The organism is Paucidesulfovibrio gracilis DSM 16080 (assembly GCF_900167125.1).
In the GTDB taxonomy this organism is placed as follows: Bacteria; Desulfobacterota; Desulfovibrionia; order Desulfovibrionales; family Desulfovibrionaceae; genus Paucidesulfovibrio; species Paucidesulfovibrio gracilis.
This window is the reverse complement of record NZ_FUYC01000004.1, coordinates 96,884-118,919: the sequence shown is the minus strand read 5'-3', so window position 1 is coordinate 118,919 and position 22,036 is coordinate 96,884. Positions and strand designations below refer to the sequence as shown.

Sequence of the window (22,036 nt, the reverse complement as noted above, 5' to 3'; positions counted from 1 at the left end):
ACAGCACTCATGGCTGATACCATTCTGGACATTCGCGGGCTTACCACCCGCTTTGCCACCCCACGCGGCGTGGCAAAGGCGCTTGATACAGTGAACCTCGCCGTGAGGCAAGGTGACGCACTGGCTATCGTAGGCGAATCCGGTTGCGGAAAGACCGTTCTCGCCCTTTCCATCCTGGGTCTTATACCGAACCCGCCCGGCCGCGTCACGGGCGGAAACGCTTTTTTCCAGGGACGCGACCTGCTCCAACTTTCCGATGCAGAACTTCAACGCGTTCGCGGCAACAAAATTTCCATGATCTTTCAGGAACCCATGACCGCCCTAAATCCTGTGTTCCGGATCGGACGCCAGATTGCGGAACCTTTGATGCTACACCAAGGGATGGATGAAGCCCAAGCCTTGGAGCGGGCAGCGGAACTCCTCGACCAAGTCGGTATCCCCCAGGCCAAAACCCGAATTCGGGCTTTTCCCCACGAACTTTCCGGCGGCATGCGGCAACGCGTAATGATTGCCATGGCTCTGGCATGTGAACCAGACCTGCTCTTTGCCGACGAGCCAACTACCGCCCTGGACGTGACCATTCAGGCACAAATCATGCGCATGCTTGCGGAACAACGAGAACAAACCCAAGCCTCCGGCGTACTCATCAGTCACGATCTCGCTCTGGTGGCCGGGTACTCCAACAGGGTCGCGGTAATGTACGCGGGACGCATCGTTGAAGAAGCCACGACCAAAGAATTATACAAAACACCACTCCATCCATACACAATCGGGCTGTTTCGTTCCCTGCCGCGAGCGAATGGTCATCAGGACCATCCTCACCGAAAGTTAGTTCCTATTCCGGGAGCAGTCCCCGACATCTTCAATCGACCCGGCGGATGCCCCTTTCACCCAAGGTGCGACAAGTCCTTTACCCGTTGCCAAAAGGAAAAACCGCCCTTGGTTGAACTGGACAAGGGACACCGAGTCCGCTGCTGGCTTCACAACTGAGGAAATCCGTCATGCTCACCATTCGCAACCTGCAAAAACAATACGTCGTGCGCGGCGGGCTACTCCGTACGAAACAAGGAGTGGTCCATGCCGTGAACGACCTTCATTTGCATGTACGGCACGGCGAGACACTGGGACTGGTCGGAGAATCAGGCTGCGGGAAATCCACCTTGGCTCGACTCATTCTCGGTCTCGAGACCCCCACCTCCGGCGAGATCATCCTTAAAAACATCCCACTGGAGCAGTGGCAGGGGCAGCACCTGCGCCGAACCGTGCAGATGATTTTTCAAGACCCATACTCCTCTCTCAACCCACGCTGGACGGTCGGCTCCATCGTGCGGGAACCGCTTGATATTCTCGGCCGGCATCCTTTGGAGCAGCGACGAAAAAAAACAAGGGAAATGCTCTCTCGCGTGGGACTAGGCCAAGACGACATGGCACGCTATCCGCATGAATTTTCCGGCGGACAGCGCCAAAGAGTGGCCATTGCCCGCGCCCTGGCACCGGAACCCGAACTGGTGGTCTGCGACGAACCCGTTTCCGCCCTTGATGTGTCCATCCGCGCCCAAGTGCTTAACCTGCTGCACTCTCTGCAAAAAGACATGGGGCTGACCTACCTGTTTATTTCCCACGACCTTTCCGTCATCAGCCACCTCTGCGACAGAGTGGCGGTCATGTACCTGGGGAGCGTCGTGGAACTGGCACCGCGACAATCCTTTTTCAAAACGCCAAGACATCCCTACAGTGCGGCACTGCTTACCGCGGTCCCGATTCCCGATCCCTCAATCCCCCCGCAGGAAATGCCCCTCACAGGGGAACTCCCCAGCCCCTTGTCCCCGCCACAGGGCTGCCCGTTTCACCCCCGCTGCCCGCAGGCCATGGACATCTGCTCCCGGCAAAAGCCAACATTCCGGGAAATTCAGCCCGGCCACCATGTTGCCTGCTGGCTATATGAAGCAACCACTCAAGACAAAAGGAACATGTCATGATCTCTCGCGACGATGCCATGCAACTGGTCAGCAACCACAGCACGGAACCTCATCTGATCCCCCATGCCCTTGAGACGGAAGCCGTGATGCGCGGACTCGCCCAGCGACTGGAACAGGATCAGGATCTTTGGGCCATTACAGGACTGTTGCATGATTTGGACTACTCGGCCACAAAAGACACCCCGGAACGGCACGGCATGGAAACCTGTACTATGCTTGAAGGCCAACTGCCGGAGGAAGCACTCCATGCCATCCGTGCGCACAATGGAGAACACACCGGAACCCAGCCGGAAACCCTTTTCGACTTCGCCCTGCGCTGCGGCGAGACCGTCACCGGACTGATCCACGCCAACGCCCTGGTGCGTCCCAACGGCATGAGCGGCATGAAGGCCAAAAGTCTCAAGAAAAAGATGAAGGAAAAGGCCTTTGCCGCCAATGTGAATCGGGAAAACATCCGGGAATGTGAAAAAATTGGCCTGGAATTAGGGGAATTTTTTCAAATCGCCATTGCAGCCATCGCTCCCCTGGCCCCGCAAGTAGGCTTGGAGAAATAAGGCAACATCCTCCTCGAATTGCGCACATACACAAAGTGTGACACATTGCGGCGGTCCGGCAGGGGTTTCCCTCGGGCCGCCTTCTGATCACCAACCGGGATACTGCCTTGAGTGCCATTGAAGAACCCTTTGCCGTTGGGACATCGCCCCTGCACAGACGGAATCCGGGTATAAAAATCCTGGCCGCTCTGGCCATCAGCCTCCCTGCAGCTACACTGCAACATCTGCCGATGGCCACGGCTGGCCTTGTGCTCGGCCTGGTTCTGGCGGTCGCGGCCCGACTGCCGTTGCGTCCTCTGGTGCAACGTATGGCCGTGGTCGGCCTGTTCATTGGTTTTCTTTGGATATTTCTTCCATTTTCTCTACCGGGGAAAACACTATTTCACCTCGGGCCACTGACGGCCACCCAGGAAGGCATTCAGCTCTGCCTGCTGCTCACTGCCAAAAGCTTCGGCATCGTACTCACACTTACGGCTCTTCTCGCCACCATGCCGATCACCTCGCTGGGCCAAGGCCTGCAACGGCTGGGGGTGCCGCAAAAACTCTGTTTGCTTTTACTCTTCACTTGGCGATACATCGCCGTAATACGGCAAGAATATCTCCGGCAACACCGTTGTGTAAAAGCCCGTGGATTTCACCCGCGCACGAATATTCACACCTACCGAACCTATGCCTGGCTTGTAGCCATGCTTTTCGTCCGCAGCTGGGATCGGGCGGAACGGGTTCACCAGGCCATGCGTTGCAGGGGATTCACGGGAACCTTTCACAGCCTGGTTCGTTTTCATCGTTCGACGGCTGACTGGTGGCTCCTGGCCCTGGCCATTGCACTGGGTGCGGGGCTTTTGGCTGGAGACATTGCTCTGCAAATGGGAAGAATATGAAAGAAATCATTCAACTGAACGGCATCACCAGCGGCTACCCTGGTCGACAGGACATTTTGCGCGAACTGGACTTCACGCTCCGCCCTGGACAACGCATCGGGCTGATCGGTCCCAACGGCTGCGGCAAAAGCACGCTGCTGCACACCATCATGGGGCTGGTCCCCATTCGCTCAGGGACAATCCGGCTCTTTGGCCGACAGGTCAACACCGAGGCCGAATTTCACGATGCCAGACTCCGTCTTGGCTTCCTTTTTCAACATGCCGACGACCAGCTGTTCAGCCCCAGTGTTTTGGAAGATGTGGCCTTTGGCCCTCTTAATCAGGGGCTGGGACGACGCGAAGCACTGGACAAGGCCATGGCAACCATCACACGGCTGGGTTTGGAAGGATTCGAAGACCGGGTACCCTACAAGCTATCAGGCGGTGAAAAAAAATTGGCGGCCCTGGCCACCATTCTTGTCATGGAACCGGATGCGCTTTTGCTTGACGAACCAACAACCGGGCTGGACAAGGATACAAAGCAACGAATTCTGACCATCCTCCAGGGATTGGACATCGCCTGCCTCGTTGTGTCGCATGAACCTGATTTTCTTGCCGAAGCTACGGATACACTCGTCGCCCTGCGCGACGGTCAAGTGGTTCGAAGCGAAGCGCACGCCCATACCCATGTTCACATTCACGAAGGGGGCGAGGAACCGCACCTGCACGACTGATCCTCAGCAACAACCCAAAAAAAATACAATGTCGTGCCTTCGGCTGGCAACGGTCTACGTTTGCGGCCGCAACCCCTCCGGAAACAGCTCTCTGGCGCGCTGACGCGCAAACTCCTCCACCTCGTTCTGCCAGCGCCGCCACGCCTCCAAAGCCTCCCGGCCAAAGGGAGTAAGCCGATACCCCTTGCGTCCACGAACGTGCTCTACAAGCTCTCGGCCAATACGGGTTTCGGCTTCCTGCAGCCGCCCCCAGGCACGACGATACGACATGCCCAGCTCCGCTGCCGCTTTGTTCAGGGATCCCAATTCATCAATGAGCTGCAACATATACATGGTTCCAGGGCCAAACAGCGCCCCTTCATCTTTCAATTCCAACCACATACGCATCTTGAGCCGCGTTCGTTCCTCGTTCATGCCACTCCCCCTTACTTCCCGTTCCACATAGTACGCCCTGTATGAAATCGTTCCTATTCCAGCCCGTTGTATCCAGAAACCGAGGCTGGCGCAATGTCATGAATTGTATTACCCCTTCGCCCCTTGGCAAACGGCCAGAAATGGCTATCTTGTTCAACGACGAATCAGGCCGCCGGGCGATGATGGCCCACCCATAGGAGACCCGACATACCATGCCCCCTCAAATTGATGCCGAACTGGAACGACACCCCTATCGTGTAATCTGGCGCCTGGCTTGGCCCCAGGTGCTGATGATGCTTTTCCATTTTCTTATTGGTGCCGTGGACGTAAAGGTGGCGGGACTGCTGGACTCCGAGGTTCAGGCCGCACTGGGCATGATGACCCAGATGCTGGTGTTTTTCCTTGTCGTGGCCATTGCCATGTCCAACGGGGCCGTTGCCGCCATCAGTCAATCCAGCGGTGCGGGAAAACGTCTGCGGGTACGGCGATACGCCGGGTTGTGCGTGCTTGCAGCGCTGGGGCTGGGACTGACGGTTCTGGCGGCAAGTTTTCCCATGCGCGGCTATCTTATGGATCTTCTCCAAGTTCGCCCGGGCATGGAAAGCACCACGCGCTTCTTTATGGAAGTGTATCTTCTGTCGGTCCCCAGCTACTACCTGTTGACCATCACCAACGCCATTTTTCGAGCGCAAAAACGCGTCATGTTTCCATTATATACCATGATGCTCATTACCGTGCTCAATGGTCTGGGAGACCTCGGATTCGGGCTGGGCATGTTCGGCCTGCCCAACCTGGGCTATCGCGGCTTGGCTTGGGCCACCATCACCGCCATCAGCGCAGGAGCCTTGCTCAACCTGATCCAACTGCGACGTTTGGGCCTGCTCACGGCACAAAGCTTTGCCCCGTTCCGGTGGATCAAACGGGCCTTCCCCTATCTGGTCCGGGTCGCTTTGCCCAGCGGAATGCTCTCCGCCGTCTGGAACACAGGCTACCTGATCCTCTTTGCTCTGACATCCAGCTTGCCGGTGGACTCAAACGCCGCCAGAAACGCCCTGGCCGGCCTCACTGTCGGCAACCGAATTGAGGCGTTGCTGTTCATGCCCGCATTTGCCTTCAACATGACCGCCAGCATCCTGGTGGGACACTATCTGGGTGCGGGGCGACCGGACCTTGCCAGAAGCTATGGATATCGTGTTCTGGGCATCGGCATGGCCTGCGTCTGTCTGATCAGCCTGTTGCTCTGGCAATTCATCGACCCCGTAACGGGCTATTTTTCCGCAGACATCGGAGTACAGACCAATGCCGTTGACTACTTGATGTGGAATATGCTCGCCATTCCCTTCACACTGGTGGCAATGATTCTTACTGGTGCACTGAACGGTGCCGGAGCCACCTTGTACACCTTTTTGGTCATGGGCGGCTCAATCTGGCTTATTCGACTGCCCTTGGCCTGGATTCTTGGCCATCAGATCTTCAGCGGTCCCCGTGGAATCTGGATTGCCATGCTTGTTTCCCAGGCTGCCGCAGCCCTGGCCGTGTTCTGGGTATATATGCGTAAAGACTGGACCCGGTTCAGTCTGATCAAACAACAACCAGGAAGAGTACCCAATGGAACTCCATTTCGTCCGCCCCAACAGTGAACATATCGAAGAATACAACCGAATCCTGAATACCTGCCCGCAGATCCCCACCTCGGACTACGCCTTTGCCAATGTCTACGGTTGGGCAGAAAAATACGGGCTGGAACTGGCCATGCATCAGGATATGATTTGGATTCGGCAAACCATTCCCGAAACTGTCTACTGGGCACCACTGGGGGACTGGGAACGGCATTGCTGGTCCGACTGCGAAATTGTCCCCAATCTGGAAAGTTTCACCCGTGTTCCCGAATACCTGGCTTTGCTCTGGGAAGAAAAATACGGTGACACCGTTCGAATCAAAGAATGCCGTGAGCACTGGGACTATATCTACAACGTACGCGAACTCATTGAACTGCGAGGCAACAGGTTTCATAAAAAGAAAAACCTCCTCAAACAGTTCCTCAAAAAATACGACTACGAATACTCCCCCATGGGACCGGAATGCGTAGAAGAAGTATTGGAAATGCAGGAAGAATGGCTGCGCTGGTTTGAAGAACACAACCCTTCGGCCGCGCTTGAAGCCGAAAACAACGCCATCACCCGCGTACTCCAGCAGTTCGACCAGATCGACGGGTTGATCGGCGGCACAATTCGCGTAGATGGCAAGGTCATTGCCTACACCGTGGCCGAACCGGTTTCCGACGAATCCGTGGTCATTCACTTTGAAAAGGGCAATACGGCATACAAGGGAGTATATCAGGCCATCAACCAAATGTTTCTGGAACAACAAGCCAGCGACTTTGAATACGTCAACCGTGAACAGGATCTTGGTGAGGAGGGGCTGCGCAAGGCCAAACTTTCATATAATCCGGCATTCATGCTGAAAAAGTTTGAAGCTACATTCCAGAATGCCCGCACCGAGTAACATGGAAGCCCGCTCCCGACTCCTCCTGCTGGGGCTTGACGGTCTGCCGTTGTCCCTGGCCCGCGATCTGGCTCCCGAGCTGCCCAACCTGGCACGAATCGTTGCAAAGGCAGGCACAGTGGAAGCCGAGCTACCGGAACTGTCTCCCGTAAACTGGACCTCCCTGGCCACGGGCCAAGGTCCGGAGGTACATGGTGTTTTTGGTTTTTCCCGCTTGCAGGCGGAATCTTTTGATCTGAGCATCGTATGCGCCGAGGACGTGGCCTGCCCCACGATCTTCGACCATCTCGGCAAGCACGGCTTGATCAGCCGGGTAATTAACCTGCCCAATACGTATCCGGCCCGTCCGCTCCGGGGCATGCTCGTCTCCGGTTTCGTGGCCGAACAGTGGGAACAGTCGGTTTACCCTCCGTTCCTGGCCCATGCTCTTCCTGAATATCAGCTGGAAGCCGACACGATCAGGGGAGCGGACGATCCGGCCTTTTTGCTGCAGGAACTGCACAACACCCTGCGTTCCCGAAGACAAGCCGTTGAGCGCCTTTGGCCGGATCTGGATTGGGATGTTTTTGTCGTTGTCCTCACGGAGACCGACCGCCTTTTCCATTTCCTCTATCCCGCCATGACGGATTCCAGTCACCCCTGGCATGCACCATGCCGCAGCTTTCTGCAGGAATGGGATCGGCTCATTGGACGCATCCTAGGGCTTTGGGACGCGCTTCCCGGTCCAAAGCGTCTGATGGTCATGGCGGACCACGGATTCACCACGCTCCGAACCGAGGTGGACGTCAATGCTTGGCTCCGGCACAATGGTTTTTTACGGCTATCAACACCAGCGAAGGATGAATGGGATGCCACGGCAATAGCTCCAGAATCCGCAGCATTCGCCCTGGATCCGGGTCGTGTATATCTGCATACCAGGGAACGGTTTCCCTCCGGCATCCTTTCGCCCAACGAGGCAAAACAGCTATTGCCCCAATTGAAGCAAGGCTTGGAGGCTTTGACCTTCAACGGAGAACGGGTCATGGAACGCGTCTTCACAAAAGAGGAACTATACCGGGGACCGCAACAGTATCGCGCCCCCGACCTCGTGTGCTTGGCGCGGGAAGGCTTTGACCTCAAGGCCAAATTCGACCGCGAACAAATTTTCGGCACTTTTGGCCGCACCGGCGCTCACACAGCGCACGGAGCCATTTTTTACGACTCCCATGGATGGAGTCCCGAACGAATGCGTCATATCGGTCAAGAGGTGCTTCGACACTTCAACATTTCTGAAAGCATCGGCTCCCCCACCGATGTAGGCAGCCTTTTCCCCACCAACGGCGCCGCCGGGCTTATCCTCGCCTGAAGCAAACCGCCCAAGCCAGGGACATCACAATGCCCATTGACTTTGCAAACGAACTGAATCCATCCCAACTGGAAGCCGTCATGCACCAGGGAAGCCCTGCCCTCGTCATTGCCGGGGCAGGATCCGGCAAAACACGAACAATCGTCTACCGCCTTGCGCGGCTGGTTCAGGACGGTGTTCCCCCGGAAAACATATTGCTGCTGACCTTCACCCGCAAGGCCGCGCAGGAGATGTTGCTACGCGCCGGAAGCATTCTCGGACGTAACCTTTCCGGCACCAGCGGAGGAACATTCCATTCGTTTGCCTATGGCGTACTGCGTCGTAACGGCCGCACTCTGGGATTTGAAACCGGGTTCACGCTTATGGATCGGGCCGACTCGGAAAACGTAGTCAAGGAAGTCAAGGACAACCTGAAACTCGGCAAGGGGGATAGATCCTATCCTAAAAAAAACACGCTACTGGATATGATCACCAAATCCCGCAACAAGGAGCGGAGTATCGACGCCATCGTGGAAAGCGAGGCCTACCATCTCAGCGCCTATGCCGAGGATTTTCAATCCATCGCCGGTGAATATACCCGATTCAAACAAAGTCATGCTCTTATGGACTACGATGACCTGCTCTTTCGCTTTGAGGAGCTTCTTCGTTCCGATCCTTCGCTTCTTGAGGAATTGCGGGCGCGCTATCAGCACATCATGGTTGACGAGTACCAAGACACCAATAAGGTCCAGGCTCGACTCGTCCGACTGCTTTCCGGCGAATCCGGCGATGTCGTGGCCGTAGGAGACGATGCCCAATCCATCTATGCCTTTCGTGGAGCCGATGTCGCCAACATTTTGGACTTCCCCAAAATATTCAAAGACGCAAAGCTGATTCGCCTAGAGCGCAACTATCGATCCACTCAGGCGATTTTGAATCTGACCAACCACATTTTAGCCGGGGCACACACCAAATTCGACAAAACCCTGGTTTCCGATCGTGATACGGGACGCCTCCCCCGCATCGTGCATCCACTCAGTGATCAAACCCAGGCCAAACAGGTCGTGGAAGAAGTCATCAAGCTGGCAAAAAAATACCCCCTGCACGACATTGCGGTGCTGTTCCGGGCCGGATATCAATCCTACCCGCTGGAAGTGGCCTTGAGTCGAGTGGGAATCCGGTATCAGAAATATGGCGGGCTTCGTTTTCATGAGGCTGCGCACATCAAGGACGTCCTGGCGTATCTTCGTCTGACCCACAACCCCGCCGACATGGTGGCTTGGCGGAGGGTTTTTGCCCCCATCAAGGGTATCGGCCCTAAAACAGCCGACCGCATCGCCAAGGCCCGCCTCACTGCGGACGGCAAATACATTGCCAAGGCAATGAAGCGGTTCCCCGCGCTGCGTGAACTGTTCGACCACCTTGATGGATTGCGCAATTGTTCTCGCCCCGGGCAAGCCCTGGAACGAATCAACATGTTCTACCAACCGATCTTGGCGGAACTCTACCCCGACGATTACCCCAAGCGCCAGACAGGACTGGACCAGCTCTCCCAAATCGCAACCAACTATACCTCCATCGACGATTTTCTTGCGGATCTGACTCTGGACGGCGATCAGGAAGAAGAAAAGCGCAAAGAGCATGCTCTGGTGCTGTCCACTGTCCATTCGTCCAAGGGGCTGGAGTGGAGTGCCGTTCTGATCATTGATCTCGTGGAAGACCGATTTCCGTCCAAACGGGCCTTGGCACGACCTGAAGACATGGATGAGGAACGCCGGCTGCTCTATGTGGCCTGCACCAGGGCCAAGGATTCTCTGACCATGTTTGTCCCGGCCACTATTTTCAACCGGTTCAACGCAGTATCCGAACCAGCCACGCCCAGCCCTTTTATTGCCGAACTTCCGGGGGACTGCGCCGAAATGTGGAGGGAAACCTACGCCTCCGGTCTACGCCAGGAAACACAACACGCCGGAACACACGCCTCCGGTGTGAACGGCAATGCACTACCAGCGGAACCGTCAGATACGCTTTCTCCCGGTCCTGCCACGGGAACGCCCAAGTTGGGGATTTGCCGCCACAAAATCTTCGGCCAGGGGAAAATCATCGCCCAGATTCCTCCCAACAAATATCGCGTTAACTTTCCTGGATTTGGATTAAAGGTCATCGTAGCCGACTATCTGGAGTTGCTTTAGTGTAGTCGCCCAGGATACACTTATTTTTTTATGCATCCATTATTCAGGAGCCACCGTGACCTTACGTTCCGAAGATGATTTTCTCCGCCTCATTGACCACTATTTCCCGGAAAAGCCCGACAATGTCGTCCTGGGCCGTGGCGATGATTGCTGCATCATCCAGGCGAGATCAACCCTGTGCCTTTCCACGGACCTCTTCTTGGAGGACATCCACTTTCGCCGTGCGTATTTCAGCCCCGAAGACATCGGCTACAAAGCGCTGGCCGTTAACGTAAGCGACATAGCGGGCATGGGAGCCGTTCCGCGGGCCTTTACCCTGGAACTTATGATTCCCGAAAAACTTCCTGATGACTTTTGGCCCCGCTTTTTCCAGGGGATGAGCCAACTGGCGCAAACGTATGAGCTGACTCTTGCAGGCGGCGACCTCAGCCGGTCCGCCCAACTGGGGATCGGCCTGACCATTTGGGGCGAACCAGGCGAATCCGGCAGGCTCCTCACCAGAGGCAACGCCGATCCGGGCGACGCCCTTTTTGTGATAGGAAATCCCGGAATGGCCCGTCTGGGTCTCAACATGCTGGAGCAAAAGGGAACAGCGGCATTGGAGCATTGGCCTCGCAGTGTTGCGGCGCACCTCCATCCCACTCCTCGAGTCACGGAGGGACAAATCCTCTCAGGCCTGGCTGGAGTGCGAGGCTGCATGGACATTTCCGATGGGCTTGCCCGCGACCTCCCACGTTTCCTCCGACATTGCCCACAGGCACACGGCGCGGATCTGGACTTCGGCACCGTGAATCTGGATCCAGAACTGCTCTGCTGGGCAGAAGGAAGCCGTCGGGAAGCGCTTCGGTCCGTCTGGCTCGGAGGAGAAGATTACGGTCTCCTTGGTGCATGCGACACGAAAAGCCTGCCCACCCTCTGCGCGGCCATCCCTGAAGCGACATACATCGGCACCTTGTCCGCTACGCCCGGCATACGGCACAACAACGCCCCCATGGAGTCACGTGGTTTCGACCACTTCGAGCAATAAAACCGCTCGCTCAACTTCCGCACCTTGCCGAATCAAGGAGTCCTTATGGAATACACGCTTACCCCCATCGGCTATGTCCACTCAATGATCAAAACCCGGGATCAAGCGCCCAAACAAGGCACGGAAGGAGCGCCCAGCGCTGAAATTTCTATCTTGCCTGAATATCGCGACGCTCTGGACGGCATGGAACCTGGAAGCCGTTTGATTCTTCTGACTTGGTTCCACAAGTCCGACCGGACGTATCTCCGGGTCCATCCCCGTGGCAACGTGAACATCCCCAAGCGCGGAGTCTTCAGTACACGTTCCCCGGACCGCCCCAATCCCATCGGTCTGCATGAAGTCACATTGACCAAAATTTCGAATCTGAACCTTGAGGTAACACCATTGGAAGCTTTGGACGGCACTCCGGTGGTGGACATCAAACCGGCCATTTAAATGAAGGGCCGATCGTCTTGAATCAAGGCTCTGAGGATTCCTCGGAATCCTCACCAGGGGCTGAATTCGCTTTCAAAGCATCAAATCCATCGTAGCTGGAACTCCAATGTGGACATTCTGTCATGTCCCCAGAACTCCAGGTATGGAGCCTGCAACAATAAAACGTCACTGTTTCCGGCAAATAATCTACCCACCCCTGTGCCAAGGCGCGGGAGGCCGCAACCGCGTAATCACACGTGCAGCAGCGGTGTCTCAGCCTTTTCAGATGGTCCATATCCCTCCTATACATCACAACTATACAAATAATACCATATAAAATACAAAAACCTTGTTAACAATGTACTCACGCACGATCCTACACCGCCCCCCAAAAAAAAGCGCCGTTTCTACTGAGAAACGGCGCCGATGCGAACATATCTAATAAGAATCTATTTTTTCAACCATCCCATCATGTTACGGAGCTTTCCTCCCACAGCCTCAAGCAGATGCTCGGCTGAAAGACGTCGTTCCGCGTTCATTTTAGGATAGCCAGCCTGGGACTCCAGAATGAAGTCTTTGGCAAACGTTCCGTCCTGAATTTCGGAAAGCACCTGACGCATCTCCCAACGGGTTTCCTCGTTGATGATGCGCTTGCCTGTCCGATAGTCACCATATTCCGCGGTATCCGAGATGGAATCGCGCATCTTGGCCAGTCCACCTTCGTACATCAGGTCAACGATGAGCTTGATTTCATGCATGCATTCGAAATAGGCCACTTCCGGCTGGTATCCGGCTTCCACCAGCGTTTCAAAGCCAGCTTTGCACAATTCGGTGAGTCCGCCGCAAAGTACGACCTGTTCACCGAACAAATCCGTCTCCGTCTCCTCGCGGAACGTGGTTTCGATAACACCGGACCGAGTGGCACCAATTCCCTTGGCATACGCAAGGGCAATATCCTGCGCATTTCCGGAAGCATCCTGATCCACCGCCACCAAAGCGGGCACCGCGCCCCCCTCGGTAAAGGTACGCCGCACCAAATGTCCCGGCCCCTTGGGCGCGATCATGACAACGTCCACTCCCTTGGGAGGCTTGATGCGTCCAAAATGAATATTGAATCCATGACCAAACGCCAAGACGTTCCCGTCCACCAACCCAGGCGCGATGTCGTTGCGGTACACTTCAGACTGGAACTGATCCGGCAGCAACACCATGATCATATCCGCTTTGGCTGCGGCTTCCTTGGCGCTGACAGGCTCGAAGCCGTGCTCCTTCGCCAATTCATAATTCTTTCCACCGGGGCGCTGTCCCACGATGACGTTCACACCGCTGTCCCGGAGGTTCTGAGCATGGGCATGTCCCTGACTGCCATAACCGATCACAGCCACGGTTTTATTCTTGAGAAACTTCAGATCAGCATCGTTTTCGTAAAAAACTTTCATAATAACACTCCTTGAGTAATACAAAAGCGGTCCTCGCCTTTTCCCCGGCAAGAGGAAAAAAGAGGAAGCAAACCGCTCGGCAGGTCACAAACGATTCAACGGCCCAGTTCGTCACTGCTTGGCGCGTTTCAATGCGGTAGCTCCGGTGCGGGTCAATTCCTTGATCCCAAACCGAGTCAAAAGATCCACAATGGCCTCAATCTTACCGGCATCCCCGGTGCATTCAATGGTCATTTCGTCAAGACTCACATCCACGACCTTGCAGCGGAAGATGTCCACGATGCGTAGAATTTCTGCGCGTTTGCCCTCTTCGGCATTCACCTTGACGAGGACCATTTCGCGCGACACCGCCTTGAGTTCGGTCAGATCCCGGACCTTGATGACGGTCACGAGTTTCCTGAGCTGTTTGACGATCTGTTCGATGATCTGCTCGTCGCCCTCGGTGGTGATTGTCATGCGGGAGACGCCCGGTTCCAATGTCGGCCCTACGTTGAGGGACTCAATATTGAAACCACGGCCACTGAACAATCCCACTACCCTGGACAACACTCCGGGCTCGTTTTCCACTGTAACGGAAAGCGTATGTTTCATGGTCGAGCCTCCTAGACGAGCAGCATTTCAGTGATGGAAGCCCCGGCCGGAACCATAGGGTAAACATTTTCCTCTTTTTCCACCCGCACATCCACGATAGCGGGCTTTGAAGAGGAAAAAGCCTGTCGCAACACCGACTCCACGTCCCCCGACTCGGTGACGCGGTAGCCTTCAGCTCCATACGCCTCGGCCAGTTTAACAAAGTCGGGCTGGGCATCCATACACGTTTGGCAATAATTTTTACGGTAGAACAGCTCCTGCCACTGCCGGACCATCCCGAGGTACCCGTTGTTCAAAATAACGATCTTCACGGGCAGGTCGTTGCAGACAGCCGTGGCCATTTCTTGAATACACATCTGGATGGAACCATCACCGGCGATATTGACCACCAACTTGTCGGGGAAAGCCTTCTGCGCCCCCAAGGCAGCAGGAAAGCCGTATCCCATGGTGCCAAGGCCGCCGGAAGACAAAAAAGAGTTGGGCGACTTGAAACGATAGAACTGAGCAGCCCACATCTGATTTTGCCCGACCTCCGTAGCAACGATTGCATCACCTTTCGTGATCTCGTAAATCTTCTCCACAACGAACTGCGGCTTGATGGCACCTGTTTCCGACGGAGCATAGGTCAATGGATGCTCCTTGGCCCAAGAACGAACTCGATCCACCCATCCGGCATGCTTTGCGGTCCAGGCCGCAACATCGAGTCCTGGTTCCATCTCCTCTTTTAGGGAGGAAAGAGCGCTCTTGCAATCGGCCACAAGCGGCACATGAACCGCCACATTCTTCTGAATGGATGTGGGGTCGATATCCACATGCACGATGGTGGCTTCCGGAGCAAAAGTATTGATCTTGCCCGTAACACGGTCATCGAAGCGTGCGCCGATGGCAAGCATCAAATCACAATGATTTACGGCCATGTTGGCGGCGTAGGTTCCGTGCATTCCCAGCATGCCGAGCCAAAGCTCATCGTCACCGGGAAACGCGCCCAACCCCATCAGTGTGGAGGTTACTGGAATGTTCAGGCGCCGAGCCAGCCAAGTAAGCTCCCGGTGCGCCTGAGCGCTGATGACGCCGCCGCCGGAATAAATCAGCGGCCGTTCAGCCTCCTGCAACAACTTGGCGACCTTCTTGGTCTGGCGTGAATGCGGCCGTAAATTAGGATTATAGCTACGCATACGCACATTGCGCGGATATTCAAAACCACATGTCGCCTGCATGACATCCTTAGGCAGGTCCACCAGGACCGGCCCGGGACGGCCGGAGCGGGCCAGATAAAATGCCTGCTTCACCACCCGGGCCAAATCCTTCACATCTTTTACTAGGTAATTATGCTTGGTACAGGGGCGGGTGATTCCCACAATATCCACTTCCTGGAATGCGTCATTACCGATAAGAGGCGTGGGCACCTGTCCGGTAAAGATAACCACCGGGATGGAATCCATATAGGCCGTGGCGATCCCCGTCACGGCGTTGGTGGCTCCCGGGCCGGACGTTACGAGGCAGACCCCGACTTCTCCGGTAGCACGGGCATACCCGTCGGCCGCGTGAATGGCTCCCTGCTCATGACGAACCAGGATGTGTTCCATAGGAAAATTGGGCAGCTCATCGTAAATATCGATAACAGCCCCGCCGGGAAATCCAAAAACCGTCTTCACGTTTTCCTTTTCCAGGCATTTCAGCAAAACCTGCGCCCCTGTCAGCTCCATATCACTCCTCCGCTTCGCGATACTGCTGCAACACCTGTTGCAACTTAGTCTTTCCGGCAAGCTTCTTCTTTTTCAGTTGCTTGATTTCCTGCATCTGTGTGGGACTCAAGTAGGGTCGTCCCTCATACTTTTGCAGAATGCGTTCGTATTCCTGATGTTGTTCCCAAAGGGCTCGTAGTTCGGAATCCTGCTCCTGGTAACGCTCGATCAAACCGAGATCTGCCTGTTCCATGAGCCTCTCCTTGGTTGAGGTTATTACTTTTTCGCATCCATGGAGAGCACCTTCTCCCATGGAGGTTCGTTTTCCGACTCAATCAGCAATGTCTTACGCCTTGCGGCATGTCCGTCGCGAAGCGACACTTGTCGCTGTCGCAAACCAAAGGCGGAGGCCATGAACCGAACCAAAGCCTTATTGGCTTTGTTGTCGACGGCCGGTGCGCCCAATCGAACCTTCACACATCCCTGATACAACCCGGAAACAGCGTTATTTTTGGCTCCGGGCTGCACCCAAACCTGCAACAGCCAGGAGCCGTCACCGATTTTTCTCAAGGGGCCAGCCGAGTCCACTCGCTACTCCGCCTTTTTCAAAAAACTTACACGGGATTCCAAATCCTCCAGGCGATCCTGTTCCGGATCCCGGCCCTCCAATAATTCCAAATGGGCCTGCACCAATCCTTTGACCTGAATACGAAACTGATTGCGTTGCCGCTTGAGCGCCTCAATCTCATCATGCAGTTGGGCCAAACGCTCATGGCCACGCTGCACGATGGATCGCGCTTTGGAGTTGGCTTCCTGCAACACAATCTCCGCCTCCCTGCCTGCCGCGACCTTGAGTTCATCCACCATCTTCTGGGTGCTCATAAGGGTGTCGCGCAGGGTCTCATCCCGTTGCCGGTATTCCTGGAGCCTCGCTTCCAGCCGCTTGGCCTTGCGCCCCAGTTCACGGTGCCTGTCCGCTGCTTCCCCCAACGCCTCGGCAACCTCCACAAGGAATTGATCCACCTCCCGGGGAGCATATCCCAGGGGAGAACGTGAGAATCGCTTGTTCAACAGATCAATCTTGGAAAGGTTCACTGTGGCCCTCCCATGCAGGCTAGACGTGCATGGCCAGTCGAATCAGATTGCCGGGGATGACGTAGTCGAGAAATCCCAAAACAAGGATGACAACGACCGGGGAAAGGTCGATGCCACTGACGTACACGAAGGGCAACCAGCGGCGGACACGGTAGAATACCGGTTCTGTCAAAGCACGCAACGTGCGGACGATGGGGTTGTAAGGGTCAGGATTGACCCAGGTGATCAGCGCGGCCACAATGACCACGAGTTGATATCCGAAAAGGACGACATGGATGAGCTGCGCAAGCCCGCGAATTACGAGGTCCATTGTATTTGCTCCTCGGACGACCGTTACCAGCCGTCAATTCTACGTGTTGAAGGTTCGCACACTGGACGTTACAAATCAAGTCCCAATCACCTTGAACGCACGGCTACCCGAAAAATCCGTAGGTCCGTCGCAAGTAAGCGAGCAGCGTCCAATAATCGGGGATCATCATCTCTGCCTTGAGATAGGGGTTCTTCAATGACCAGAGTCGGACGTCGGCGGCTTCGGCGTTGTATTCGTCCACCTTTGTATCGCCGATGTAAATCACATCCTCAGGCCGCATCCGCCAGGATTCCAAGATGGCATGAATACCCTCCGGATGGGGCTTGGGTCGTGCGACTTTATACGACGTGATGGCGGGATGGAAAAATTCGCCGATGTCAAAATACTCCAAGATAAGATCCAACGTGTCGGTTCGGCTCGTATTGATCCCCATCCGAAGTCCGGCACCGCGCATCCAGCTCAGCACCTCCCGCAGTCCCTTTTCCAGCTCAATATGCGGTAAGGCACGGCGATAGTCAAAAGCCTGCTGATACGCCTGGGCCGCTTCAAGCTGTTCCGGCGGAACCAGTTTGCGTATGGATTCGTCCATGGTGTGCGCGTGGATATACTCCCGCAATTCTTGGTCCATGGGCGGGTGGCCGAAATGTTCCCGCAGGGTATCATAATACCAAATGTTGGCGTTGAGGGAATCAATCAACACACCGTCACAATCAAAAATGATTCCGCGCACTCCATCTAGAAGATCACTGCTCGTCAACTCGTTCAGGTAAAACACTAAAAGATCCCATCCATTCTCTTAATCATTGCAAGGAACCACGGCCAGGCGCACAGAACGCGATAAAAACGGACGCTCTGCAGGAGCATTCGACAGTCCCAAAACCCGCCAAGCCGGTACTTCGACGCCCTGAGCGTCGATCCCTTTGTCAGCCAGTTCCGGCATGGAACTCCATTCCAAATCCAGTTCTTCCATAAACGAAACCATCTCCAAATCCCGAACCACTAAAACGGCAGTCTCGGGAAGAAAAACACAAACAGCCTCCAACAGCATCTGCCAGGGAAGCGTAGGCGCATCCACCGCCGGAGCCTGGGTATTTCCTATGACATTTCCCAATTGAAGTTCGGCCTGGTCGCGGGAATCCGCATCATCCACACCCAAAGCCCCTCCGAATTGGCTCCAGGCTTGGGCAATACCATGGCTTAACCCTTGAAGCTCCATGGCTCGTTCTTCAAAAGCCCAAGCCAGAAGCAAAAGGAACTGAGCCTTGGCAAGGTGAGCATCGGAATCTCCAGTAGACGCACTTTCACCGGCAAGCCGCTGCCGGAGTTCGCGCTCCAGGGCCGACGAGCTTTCGGAGCGCCCATCTTTGCTCTGCAACCGGCCAAAGGCCGCCATCTCGCCCGGTTTGACGAATTGTTCTCCAAAACGAATGCAGTCATCAAGCAGCCGGGAAGCCGCCTCGGAATTCAAAGGCAGATTCGAAGGAGTGAAGCACTGCTCATCAGCTTCGCCGCCTCGGGGATTGAAAAAAAGCACGCCGGAGACCGGCCCCCCCGGAACGCATTCCGGATGCATTTGAGGAAAATGCAGCAGCATTTATCAACTCTCCTTGTAATCATTGTTGTCCGAAACTTCCGGAATGAGGACAAAACGTCGACACCGCCCTTCACATTTCGGAAGCGCCAGGATGCAAACATCTCCATACCCATGGACACAGCCCTGATCCCCGCCATCCTCAGAATAGCAGTAGTCGGGGCAAAAACAGCCTTCCTCCTGCAATCTCTGAAAACGACGGTTCCAGAACGCCACGGTCTGTTCCTGACTCAAGGCGAACGCCTCGGCGCGGTCAAGAAAAGCGTCGAATGCATCCTCGCATTGCACCAAAAAACGACAGCGCAACGATTCATCGTATCCGGGATTGAGCCGCTCATGGTAATTACACCGCCCGGCAACGTAGTAGCGGCAAGCGTTGCCGGGCATTTTGCGGACATTGGACATAAGCCTTTCCAGGGTGCAAGCCACCCTGACTTTTTCCCTACACGTTTCCCTCGCGCTCGTCGAGGGGACGATGGGCAACCTTTATGAATAAGGGAAGAATCCCTGGGAAATATCGACATTTTTTTCCTGGCCCCTCCCCTTTCCTTGACCTCCTAAGCCCACCTGTGTATTGTCCGAAACCACTTTCATACTTGGAGGACAAACATGTTCGGACTTGGTGTTTGGGAACTCGTCCTGATTCTGCTCATTGTGGTGCTGATTTTTGGTGCCAACAAGCTTCCGGAAGTCGGTGCCGGCATCGGCAAGGCCATTCAAAATTTCAAGCGCGCTACGGGCGAGCCTGAAGAAATCGACGTAACTCCAGGCAAGGATAAAGTCGGAGACCAGGACCAAGATAAAAATAAAGAGGCGTAAGCCTGCCAAGTTGTACAACACAAAGCCCGGATACTTTATCCGGGCTTTTTCAGTGAATTTTCGTTGTTGCACAGGAGTTGCACATATTATGTGCGCCTCTCGGACATTCTTTCCGCTCAGCAACCGCCAGTTCATCTGTTTATCCCCTCACCGCATTTTCCACCCCATCCTTCTTCCGGCGTTACATTTGGGGCACACATCCCCAACCGCTCCCTCTTGGCTCTCAAGCCACACAGAGCGAAGAGGCTCCTGTAACGATATCCTTTCAAAGGCCACGTCCAGCCCGTTTCAAAAACACAGACGACAATAAAAAAAAACGACCACCCGTCAGGATGGCCGTTTGCTCAAAAAAATACCTAGCATGCACTATTGGTCACTATTAGAAAGCGTGTACCCCAACCCCCTCGCTGGCAAATATTCCTCCAAACGGGTTACCAGGGCTGCACGGTCTGCGACCGCAATTTCCCAACGAGCCGATACCCCCTCGGGGGCCATGTCCATATCCACCAGCCGAGCTTCACGCAGAAGGCTTTCCCATCCTTGCAGCATGTTGTCGAACTCATGGGCTCCATCGGGAGTAAACCAGCCACTCACAGAAAGTACCTCTGTGCGCAAGCCTCGATGCGCAACCGCGGAGCTTTGAAAATATCGCTCCCACAAATGGAACCATACCGTTTCAAGATCAGGATCCAGGGCGGACCAATTTCCTGTGGAAGAATGCAGGACGCCGCGCACCGGTCCGTCAGGCTCCCGGCCCAGACGCAGTTCAGGCAGCGTAACCGCAGAAGGAGCAATTCCGGTCAAAATCCGGAGAGAACGCAACCGCTCCAGATCTTCACCCGTAAGCGTGGGGTCCGCCACAACCCGGGCGGCCAACGGCCCACCAATGGTCTGAAATAAACCCAAAGATTCCAGTTCGGCTCGAAGTCCCCGGCGGTCCACATCCACATCGGCCAGCATATTCAGCCCCTCCGGTGTAGGCGAGGAAGCCAGTTCCTTATAACCAAGAACAAATGGTTCCACATCCTTTGCCAGCCGCTCACGCAACAACGTGGCCCGCTCCTCGGAAGGAGGCTGGGGCAGCAATTTGAGCGCAGCTTGGAAAACGGCCTCCTCAAAGGACAGGTGCAACGCCTGCTGCCGCATCTCATTGGGAGACATGCCCTCTTCCCGAGGCTGGAAAATGCGCACCTCATCGGCGTACACTGCGGAAGGCAACAGACCAAGACACAAAAACAGCATCGACAAGGCGACCACTGTCCGGCGCATTCCCCGCTCCTTTTTACCATACCTTCTGAACATCGAAGTCCTCCAAACGACCTTGCTTCCAACCACGCATTGCAAACGCCGGTTCCCAATGGATCCGCCGCCCGAAAGCGGGTCAGTCCAGCAAAACAGCCACCGGACAAGTGGTGCTTATTTCTTCGGATTCAAACAGCAACCGTACCAATTCGGCATCAGTCGCAGAAAGAAAAAGATCGGCACGTTGTGGACCGGCAACAGCCTGCGCCCGTACCTCCAAAGGCGTTCCACCGCAGCGACGTCGAACCAACGGGGCATCGGGCGAATCCGCGTAGGTCACCAACCCCTGTTCCAACACCATTGAACGAGAGGCCATAAACGGGCCGTATACCGCGACCCCTTCGGGATCGAACAATTCCGGCAGCAGGGCCGGAGCACCTTCCATGCCCCTGGCATCAACAATCACACCGGTAAACGCCCCCAACTCGGCCATGGACCGCTTATACTCGACCGCGTCCATGTCCTGCTCGGCAAGAGGCTCCAGGATCGGGGCTTCCACCTTCGTGGGAATTCGGCTTTGAAAAGGAATGGAACGTGGAACCAAAGCATCAGCCAGTTCCCCACGCAAACGCACCCGGGCCACCACGGAAACCAACACATCGCCGTTGTCCCCGGGTTCGCTGGCCCGCTCAATAGGTGAATTTTGCAATTTACCACGCAATTGCGTTTGTTGCGCCGGGGTCAAATTGTCCACGAGCAGCTCTCGGCCATTCAATGCCAATCCCAACACCGCGTCTTGCAGAAATTTTCTGGCCTGCAGCGTGGCATGGCGCATGGCCATAGCCTCGGCCCGGGCCGGATTATAGCCTTCCCCGGAAGCAACGGCCGTCCCCAAGGCCGAAAGCATGCCTGTTCCCCAATCAACGGTCACAGACCCATCTCCCAGGGTCAGCCCCACATCGGTGGACTCGGCAGAAGCCTCGGGAACAGGAAATGATTCCCGATCCTCTGGAGGAACGTTTTCATTAATCCAATTCTCCACCTGATCCAAAGCACTGGGTTGTCCCGATGGACCGGCAGTCTCTGCTCCACCAGCGGCACCTTCTTCCTCACCAATGACCACCGGTACGGAACCCGTGGTCGAGCCTGTGGAAGCACTGGTCTGTGCCAGAACGGCACAGGGCAGCAGCAACACGAGAACCAGCTGCAACATAAGAATATTATACGCCATTTAAAGCTCCTTGGAGCAAAATACGGTTCG

General features: G+C 55.5%; 25 protein-coding genes. 12 read left to right on the top strand and 13 right to left on the bottom strand.

Features of this window, described 5'->3' with window-relative positions; genetic code table 11:
- The first annotated feature begins 9 nt into the window (after positions 1-9).
- The 5 genes from B5D49_RS06855 to B5D49_RS06835 all read left to right on the top strand — a co-directional run bounded on the left by B5D49_RS06855 (position 10) and on the right by B5D49_RS06835 (position 4,127).
- Positions 10-990 (top strand): ABC transporter ATP-binding protein, encoded by a 981-nt coding sequence (locus B5D49_RS06855; protein ID WP_078716941.1) that lies wholly within the window; start codon positions 10-12, stop codon positions 988-990.
- Between the two features lie 11 nt (positions 991-1,001).
- Positions 1,002-1,979, top strand: coding sequence for an ABC transporter ATP-binding protein (locus B5D49_RS06850; RefSeq protein ID WP_078716940.1), 978 nt, complete (start codon positions 1,002-1,004; stop codon positions 1,977-1,979).
- On the top strand, positions 1,976-2,533 hold the full coding sequence (locus B5D49_RS06845; RefSeq protein ID WP_078716939.1) for an HD domain-containing protein: 558 nt from the start codon (positions 1,976-1,978) through the stop codon (positions 2,531-2,533). Before B5D49_RS06850 ends, B5D49_RS06845 begins: the two co-directional genes overlap by 4 nt.
- 107 nt (positions 2,534-2,640) lie before the next feature.
- Entirely contained in the window at positions 2,641-3,414 is a 774-nt protein-coding gene (gene cbiQ / locus B5D49_RS06840) for a cobalt ECF transporter T component CbiQ (protein WP_078716938.1), read from the top strand.
- Positions 3,411-4,127, top strand: a complete 717-nt coding sequence (locus B5D49_RS06835) for an energy-coupling factor ABC transporter ATP-binding protein (RefSeq protein ID WP_078716937.1) — start codon at positions 3,411-3,413, stop codon at positions 4,125-4,127. The genes cbiQ and B5D49_RS06835 overlap by 4 nt, the downstream gene beginning before the upstream one ends.
- Before the next feature lie 54 nt (positions 4,128-4,181).
- Here B5D49_RS06835 and B5D49_RS06830 read toward each other — a convergent pair whose 3' ends face one another.
- Complete coding sequence (locus tag B5D49_RS06830; RefSeq protein ID WP_078716936.1) at positions 4,182-4,541, bottom strand: winged helix-turn-helix domain-containing protein; 360 nt, start codon at positions 4,539-4,541, stop codon at positions 4,182-4,184.
- A gap of 212 nt (positions 4,542-4,753) precedes the next feature.
- Here B5D49_RS06830 and B5D49_RS06825 point away from each other — a divergent pair, with 212 nt between their 5' ends.
- The 6 genes from B5D49_RS06825 to tsaA are packed head-to-tail and all read left to right on the top strand — an operon-like array spanning position 4,754 to position 12,024.
- On the top strand, positions 4,754-6,181 hold the full coding sequence (locus tag B5D49_RS06825) for an MATE family efflux transporter (protein WP_078716935.1): 1,428 nt from the start codon (positions 4,754-4,756) through the stop codon (positions 6,179-6,181).
- Positions 6,150-7,046, top strand: coding sequence for a DUF2156 domain-containing protein (locus tag B5D49_RS06820; protein ID WP_078716934.1), 897 nt, complete (start codon positions 6,150-6,152; stop codon positions 7,044-7,046). Before B5D49_RS06825 ends, B5D49_RS06820 begins: the two co-directional genes overlap by 32 nt.
- A complete protein-coding gene (locus B5D49_RS06815; RefSeq protein WP_234990652.1) occupies positions 7,030-8,391 on the top strand; it encodes an alkaline phosphatase family protein in 1,362 nt (453 codons plus the stop codon). Before B5D49_RS06820 ends, B5D49_RS06815 begins: the two co-directional genes overlap by 17 nt.
- Before the next feature lie 29 nt (positions 8,392-8,420).
- Positions 8,421-10,562: an ATP-dependent helicase gene (locus B5D49_RS06810; protein WP_078716932.1), complete on the top strand. Its 2,142-nt coding sequence runs from the start codon at positions 8,421-8,423 to the stop codon at positions 10,560-10,562.
- Between the two features lie 55 nt (positions 10,563-10,617).
- The gene (gene thiL / locus B5D49_RS06805; RefSeq protein ID WP_078716931.1) at positions 10,618-11,589 is read left to right on the top strand and encodes a thiamine-phosphate kinase; all 972 of its coding nucleotides are present in this window, start codon (positions 10,618-10,620) and stop codon (positions 11,587-11,589) included.
- A gap of 45 nt (positions 11,590-11,634) precedes the next feature.
- Positions 11,635-12,024 (top strand): tRNA (N6-threonylcarbamoyladenosine(37)-N6)-methyltransferase TrmO, encoded by a 390-nt coding sequence (gene tsaA, locus B5D49_RS06800; RefSeq protein WP_078716930.1) that lies wholly within the window; start codon positions 11,635-11,637, stop codon positions 12,022-12,024.
- A 428-nt stretch (positions 12,025-12,452) separates the two neighbouring features.
- On the opposite strand, the gene ilvC is transcribed toward tsaA, so the two are convergent.
- The 10 genes from ilvC to B5D49_RS06750 all read right to left on the bottom strand — a co-directional run bounded on the left by ilvC (position 12,453) and on the right by B5D49_RS06750 (position 19,119).
- A complete protein-coding gene (gene ilvC, locus B5D49_RS06795; protein WP_078716929.1) occupies positions 12,453-13,442 on the bottom strand; it encodes a ketol-acid reductoisomerase in 990 nt (329 codons plus the stop codon).
- A 111-nt stretch (positions 13,443-13,553) separates the two neighbouring features.
- A complete protein-coding gene (ilvN, locus tag B5D49_RS06790) occupies positions 13,554-14,033 on the bottom strand; it encodes an acetolactate synthase small subunit (protein WP_078716928.1) in 480 nt (159 codons plus the stop codon).
- A gap of 11 nt (positions 14,034-14,044) precedes the next feature.
- Positions 14,045-15,739 carry a biosynthetic-type acetolactate synthase large subunit gene (gene ilvB, locus B5D49_RS06785; protein WP_078716927.1) on the bottom strand — a complete coding sequence of 565 codons (1,695 nt, stop codon included), beginning with the start codon at positions 15,737-15,739 and terminating at the stop codon, positions 14,045-14,047.
- 1 nt (position 15,740) lies between these two features.
- Positions 15,741-15,971: a DUF465 domain-containing protein gene (locus B5D49_RS06780; protein WP_078716926.1), complete on the bottom strand. Its 231-nt coding sequence runs from the start codon at positions 15,969-15,971 to the stop codon at positions 15,741-15,743.
- 23 nt (positions 15,972-15,994) lie between these two features.
- Complete coding sequence (locus B5D49_RS06775; protein ID WP_078716925.1) at positions 15,995-16,306, bottom strand: DUF167 domain-containing protein; 312 nt, start codon at positions 16,304-16,306, stop codon at positions 15,995-15,997.
- Positions 16,307-16,309: 3 nt separating this feature from the next.
- Positions 16,310-16,813 carry a DivIVA domain-containing protein gene (locus B5D49_RS06770; RefSeq protein ID WP_078716924.1) on the bottom strand — a complete coding sequence of 168 codons (504 nt, stop codon included), beginning with the start codon at positions 16,811-16,813 and terminating at the stop codon, positions 16,310-16,312.
- Between the two features lie 19 nt (positions 16,814-16,832).
- Positions 16,833-17,123: a YggT family protein gene (locus B5D49_RS06765; protein ID WP_078716923.1), complete on the bottom strand. Its 291-nt coding sequence runs from the start codon at positions 17,121-17,123 to the stop codon at positions 16,833-16,835.
- 103 nt (positions 17,124-17,226) lie between these two features.
- A complete protein-coding gene (locus B5D49_RS06760) occupies positions 17,227-17,898 on the bottom strand; it encodes an HAD family hydrolase (RefSeq protein ID WP_078716922.1) in 672 nt (223 codons plus the stop codon).
- A 21-nt stretch (positions 17,899-17,919) separates the two neighbouring features.
- On the bottom strand, positions 17,920-18,717 hold the full coding sequence (locus B5D49_RS06755) for a hypothetical protein (RefSeq protein WP_078716921.1): 798 nt from the start codon (positions 18,715-18,717) through the stop codon (positions 17,920-17,922).
- 3 nt (positions 18,718-18,720) lie between these two features.
- Entirely contained in the window at positions 18,721-19,119 is a 399-nt protein-coding gene (locus B5D49_RS06750) for a hypothetical protein (protein ID WP_078716920.1), read from the bottom strand.
- Positions 19,120-19,323: 204 nt separating this feature from the next.
- Here B5D49_RS06750 and B5D49_RS06745 point away from each other — a divergent pair, with 204 nt between their 5' ends.
- Positions 19,324-19,533, top strand: a complete 210-nt coding sequence (locus B5D49_RS06745; RefSeq protein ID WP_078716919.1) for a twin-arginine translocase TatA/TatE family subunit — start codon at positions 19,324-19,326, stop codon at positions 19,531-19,533.
- 366 nt (positions 19,534-19,899) lie between these two features.
- On the opposite strand, the gene B5D49_RS06740 is transcribed toward B5D49_RS06745, so the two are convergent.
- Both B5D49_RS06740 and B5D49_RS06735 read right to left on the bottom strand, forming a co-directional pair.
- On the bottom strand, positions 19,900-20,802 hold the full coding sequence (locus B5D49_RS06740; protein WP_078716918.1) for a hypothetical protein: 903 nt from the start codon (positions 20,800-20,802) through the stop codon (positions 19,900-19,902).
- A 112-nt stretch (positions 20,803-20,914) separates the two neighbouring features.
- A complete protein-coding gene (locus B5D49_RS06735; protein ID WP_078716917.1) occupies positions 20,915-22,006 on the bottom strand; it encodes a hypothetical protein in 1,092 nt (363 codons plus the stop codon).
- Positions 22,007-22,036 lie beyond the last annotated feature (30 nt).

Coding starts and splice junctions, on each gene's coding strand:
- B5D49_RS06855 (WP_078716941.1), top strand. CDS start 10: ATGGCTGATACCATTCTGGACATTCGCGGGCTTACCACCCGCTTTGCC.
- B5D49_RS06850 (WP_078716940.1), top strand. CDS start 1,002: ATGCTCACCATTCGCAACCTGCAAAAACAATACGTCGTGCGCGGCGGG.
- B5D49_RS06845 (WP_078716939.1), top strand. CDS start 1,976: ATGATCTCTCGCGACGATGCCATGCAACTGGTCAGCAACCACAGCACG.
- B5D49_RS06835 (WP_078716937.1), top strand. CDS start 3,411: ATGAAAGAAATCATTCAACTGAACGGCATCACCAGCGGCTACCCTGGT.
- B5D49_RS06830 (WP_078716936.1), bottom strand. CDS start 4,541: ATGAACGAGGAACGAACGCGGCTCAAGATGCGTATGTGGTTGGAATTG.
- B5D49_RS06825 (WP_078716935.1), top strand. CDS start 4,754: ATGCCCCCTCAAATTGATGCCGAACTGGAACGACACCCCTATCGTGTA.
- B5D49_RS06820 (WP_078716934.1), top strand. CDS start 6,150: ATGGAACTCCATTTCGTCCGCCCCAACAGTGAACATATCGAAGAATAC.
- B5D49_RS06815 (WP_234990652.1), top strand. CDS start 7,030: ATGCCCGCACCGAGTAACATGGAAGCCCGCTCCCGACTCCTCCTGCTG.
- B5D49_RS06810 (WP_078716932.1), top strand. CDS start 8,421: ATGCCCATTGACTTTGCAAACGAACTGAATCCATCCCAACTGGAAGCC.
- tsaA (WP_078716930.1), top strand. CDS start 11,635: ATGGAATACACGCTTACCCCCATCGGCTATGTCCACTCAATGATCAAA.
- ilvC (WP_078716929.1), bottom strand. CDS start 13,442: ATGAAAGTTTTTTACGAAAACGATGCTGATCTGAAGTTTCTCAAGAAT.
- ilvN (WP_078716928.1), bottom strand. CDS start 14,033: ATGAAACATACGCTTTCCGTTACAGTGGAAAACGAGCCCGGAGTGTTG.
- ilvB (WP_078716927.1), bottom strand. CDS start 15,739: ATGGAGCTGACAGGGGCGCAGGTTTTGCTGAAATGCCTGGAAAAGGAA.
- B5D49_RS06780 (WP_078716926.1), bottom strand. CDS start 15,971: ATGGAACAGGCAGATCTCGGTTTGATCGAGCGTTACCAGGAGCAGGAT.
- B5D49_RS06765 (WP_078716923.1), bottom strand. CDS start 17,123: ATGGACCTCGTAATTCGCGGGCTTGCGCAGCTCATCCATGTCGTCCTT.
- B5D49_RS06755 (WP_078716921.1), bottom strand. CDS start 18,717: ATGCTGCTGCATTTTCCTCAAATGCATCCGGAATGCGTTCCGGGGGGG.
- B5D49_RS06750 (WP_078716920.1), bottom strand. CDS start 19,119: ATGTCCAATGTCCGCAAAATGCCCGGCAACGCTTGCCGCTACTACGTT.
- B5D49_RS06745 (WP_078716919.1), top strand. CDS start 19,324: ATGTTCGGACTTGGTGTTTGGGAACTCGTCCTGATTCTGCTCATTGTG.
- B5D49_RS06740 (WP_078716918.1), bottom strand. CDS start 20,802: ATGCGCCGGACAGTGGTCGCCTTGTCGATGCTGTTTTTGTGTCTTGGT.
- B5D49_RS06735 (WP_078716917.1), bottom strand. CDS start 22,006: ATGGCGTATAATATTCTTATGTTGCAGCTGGTTCTCGTGTTGCTGCTG.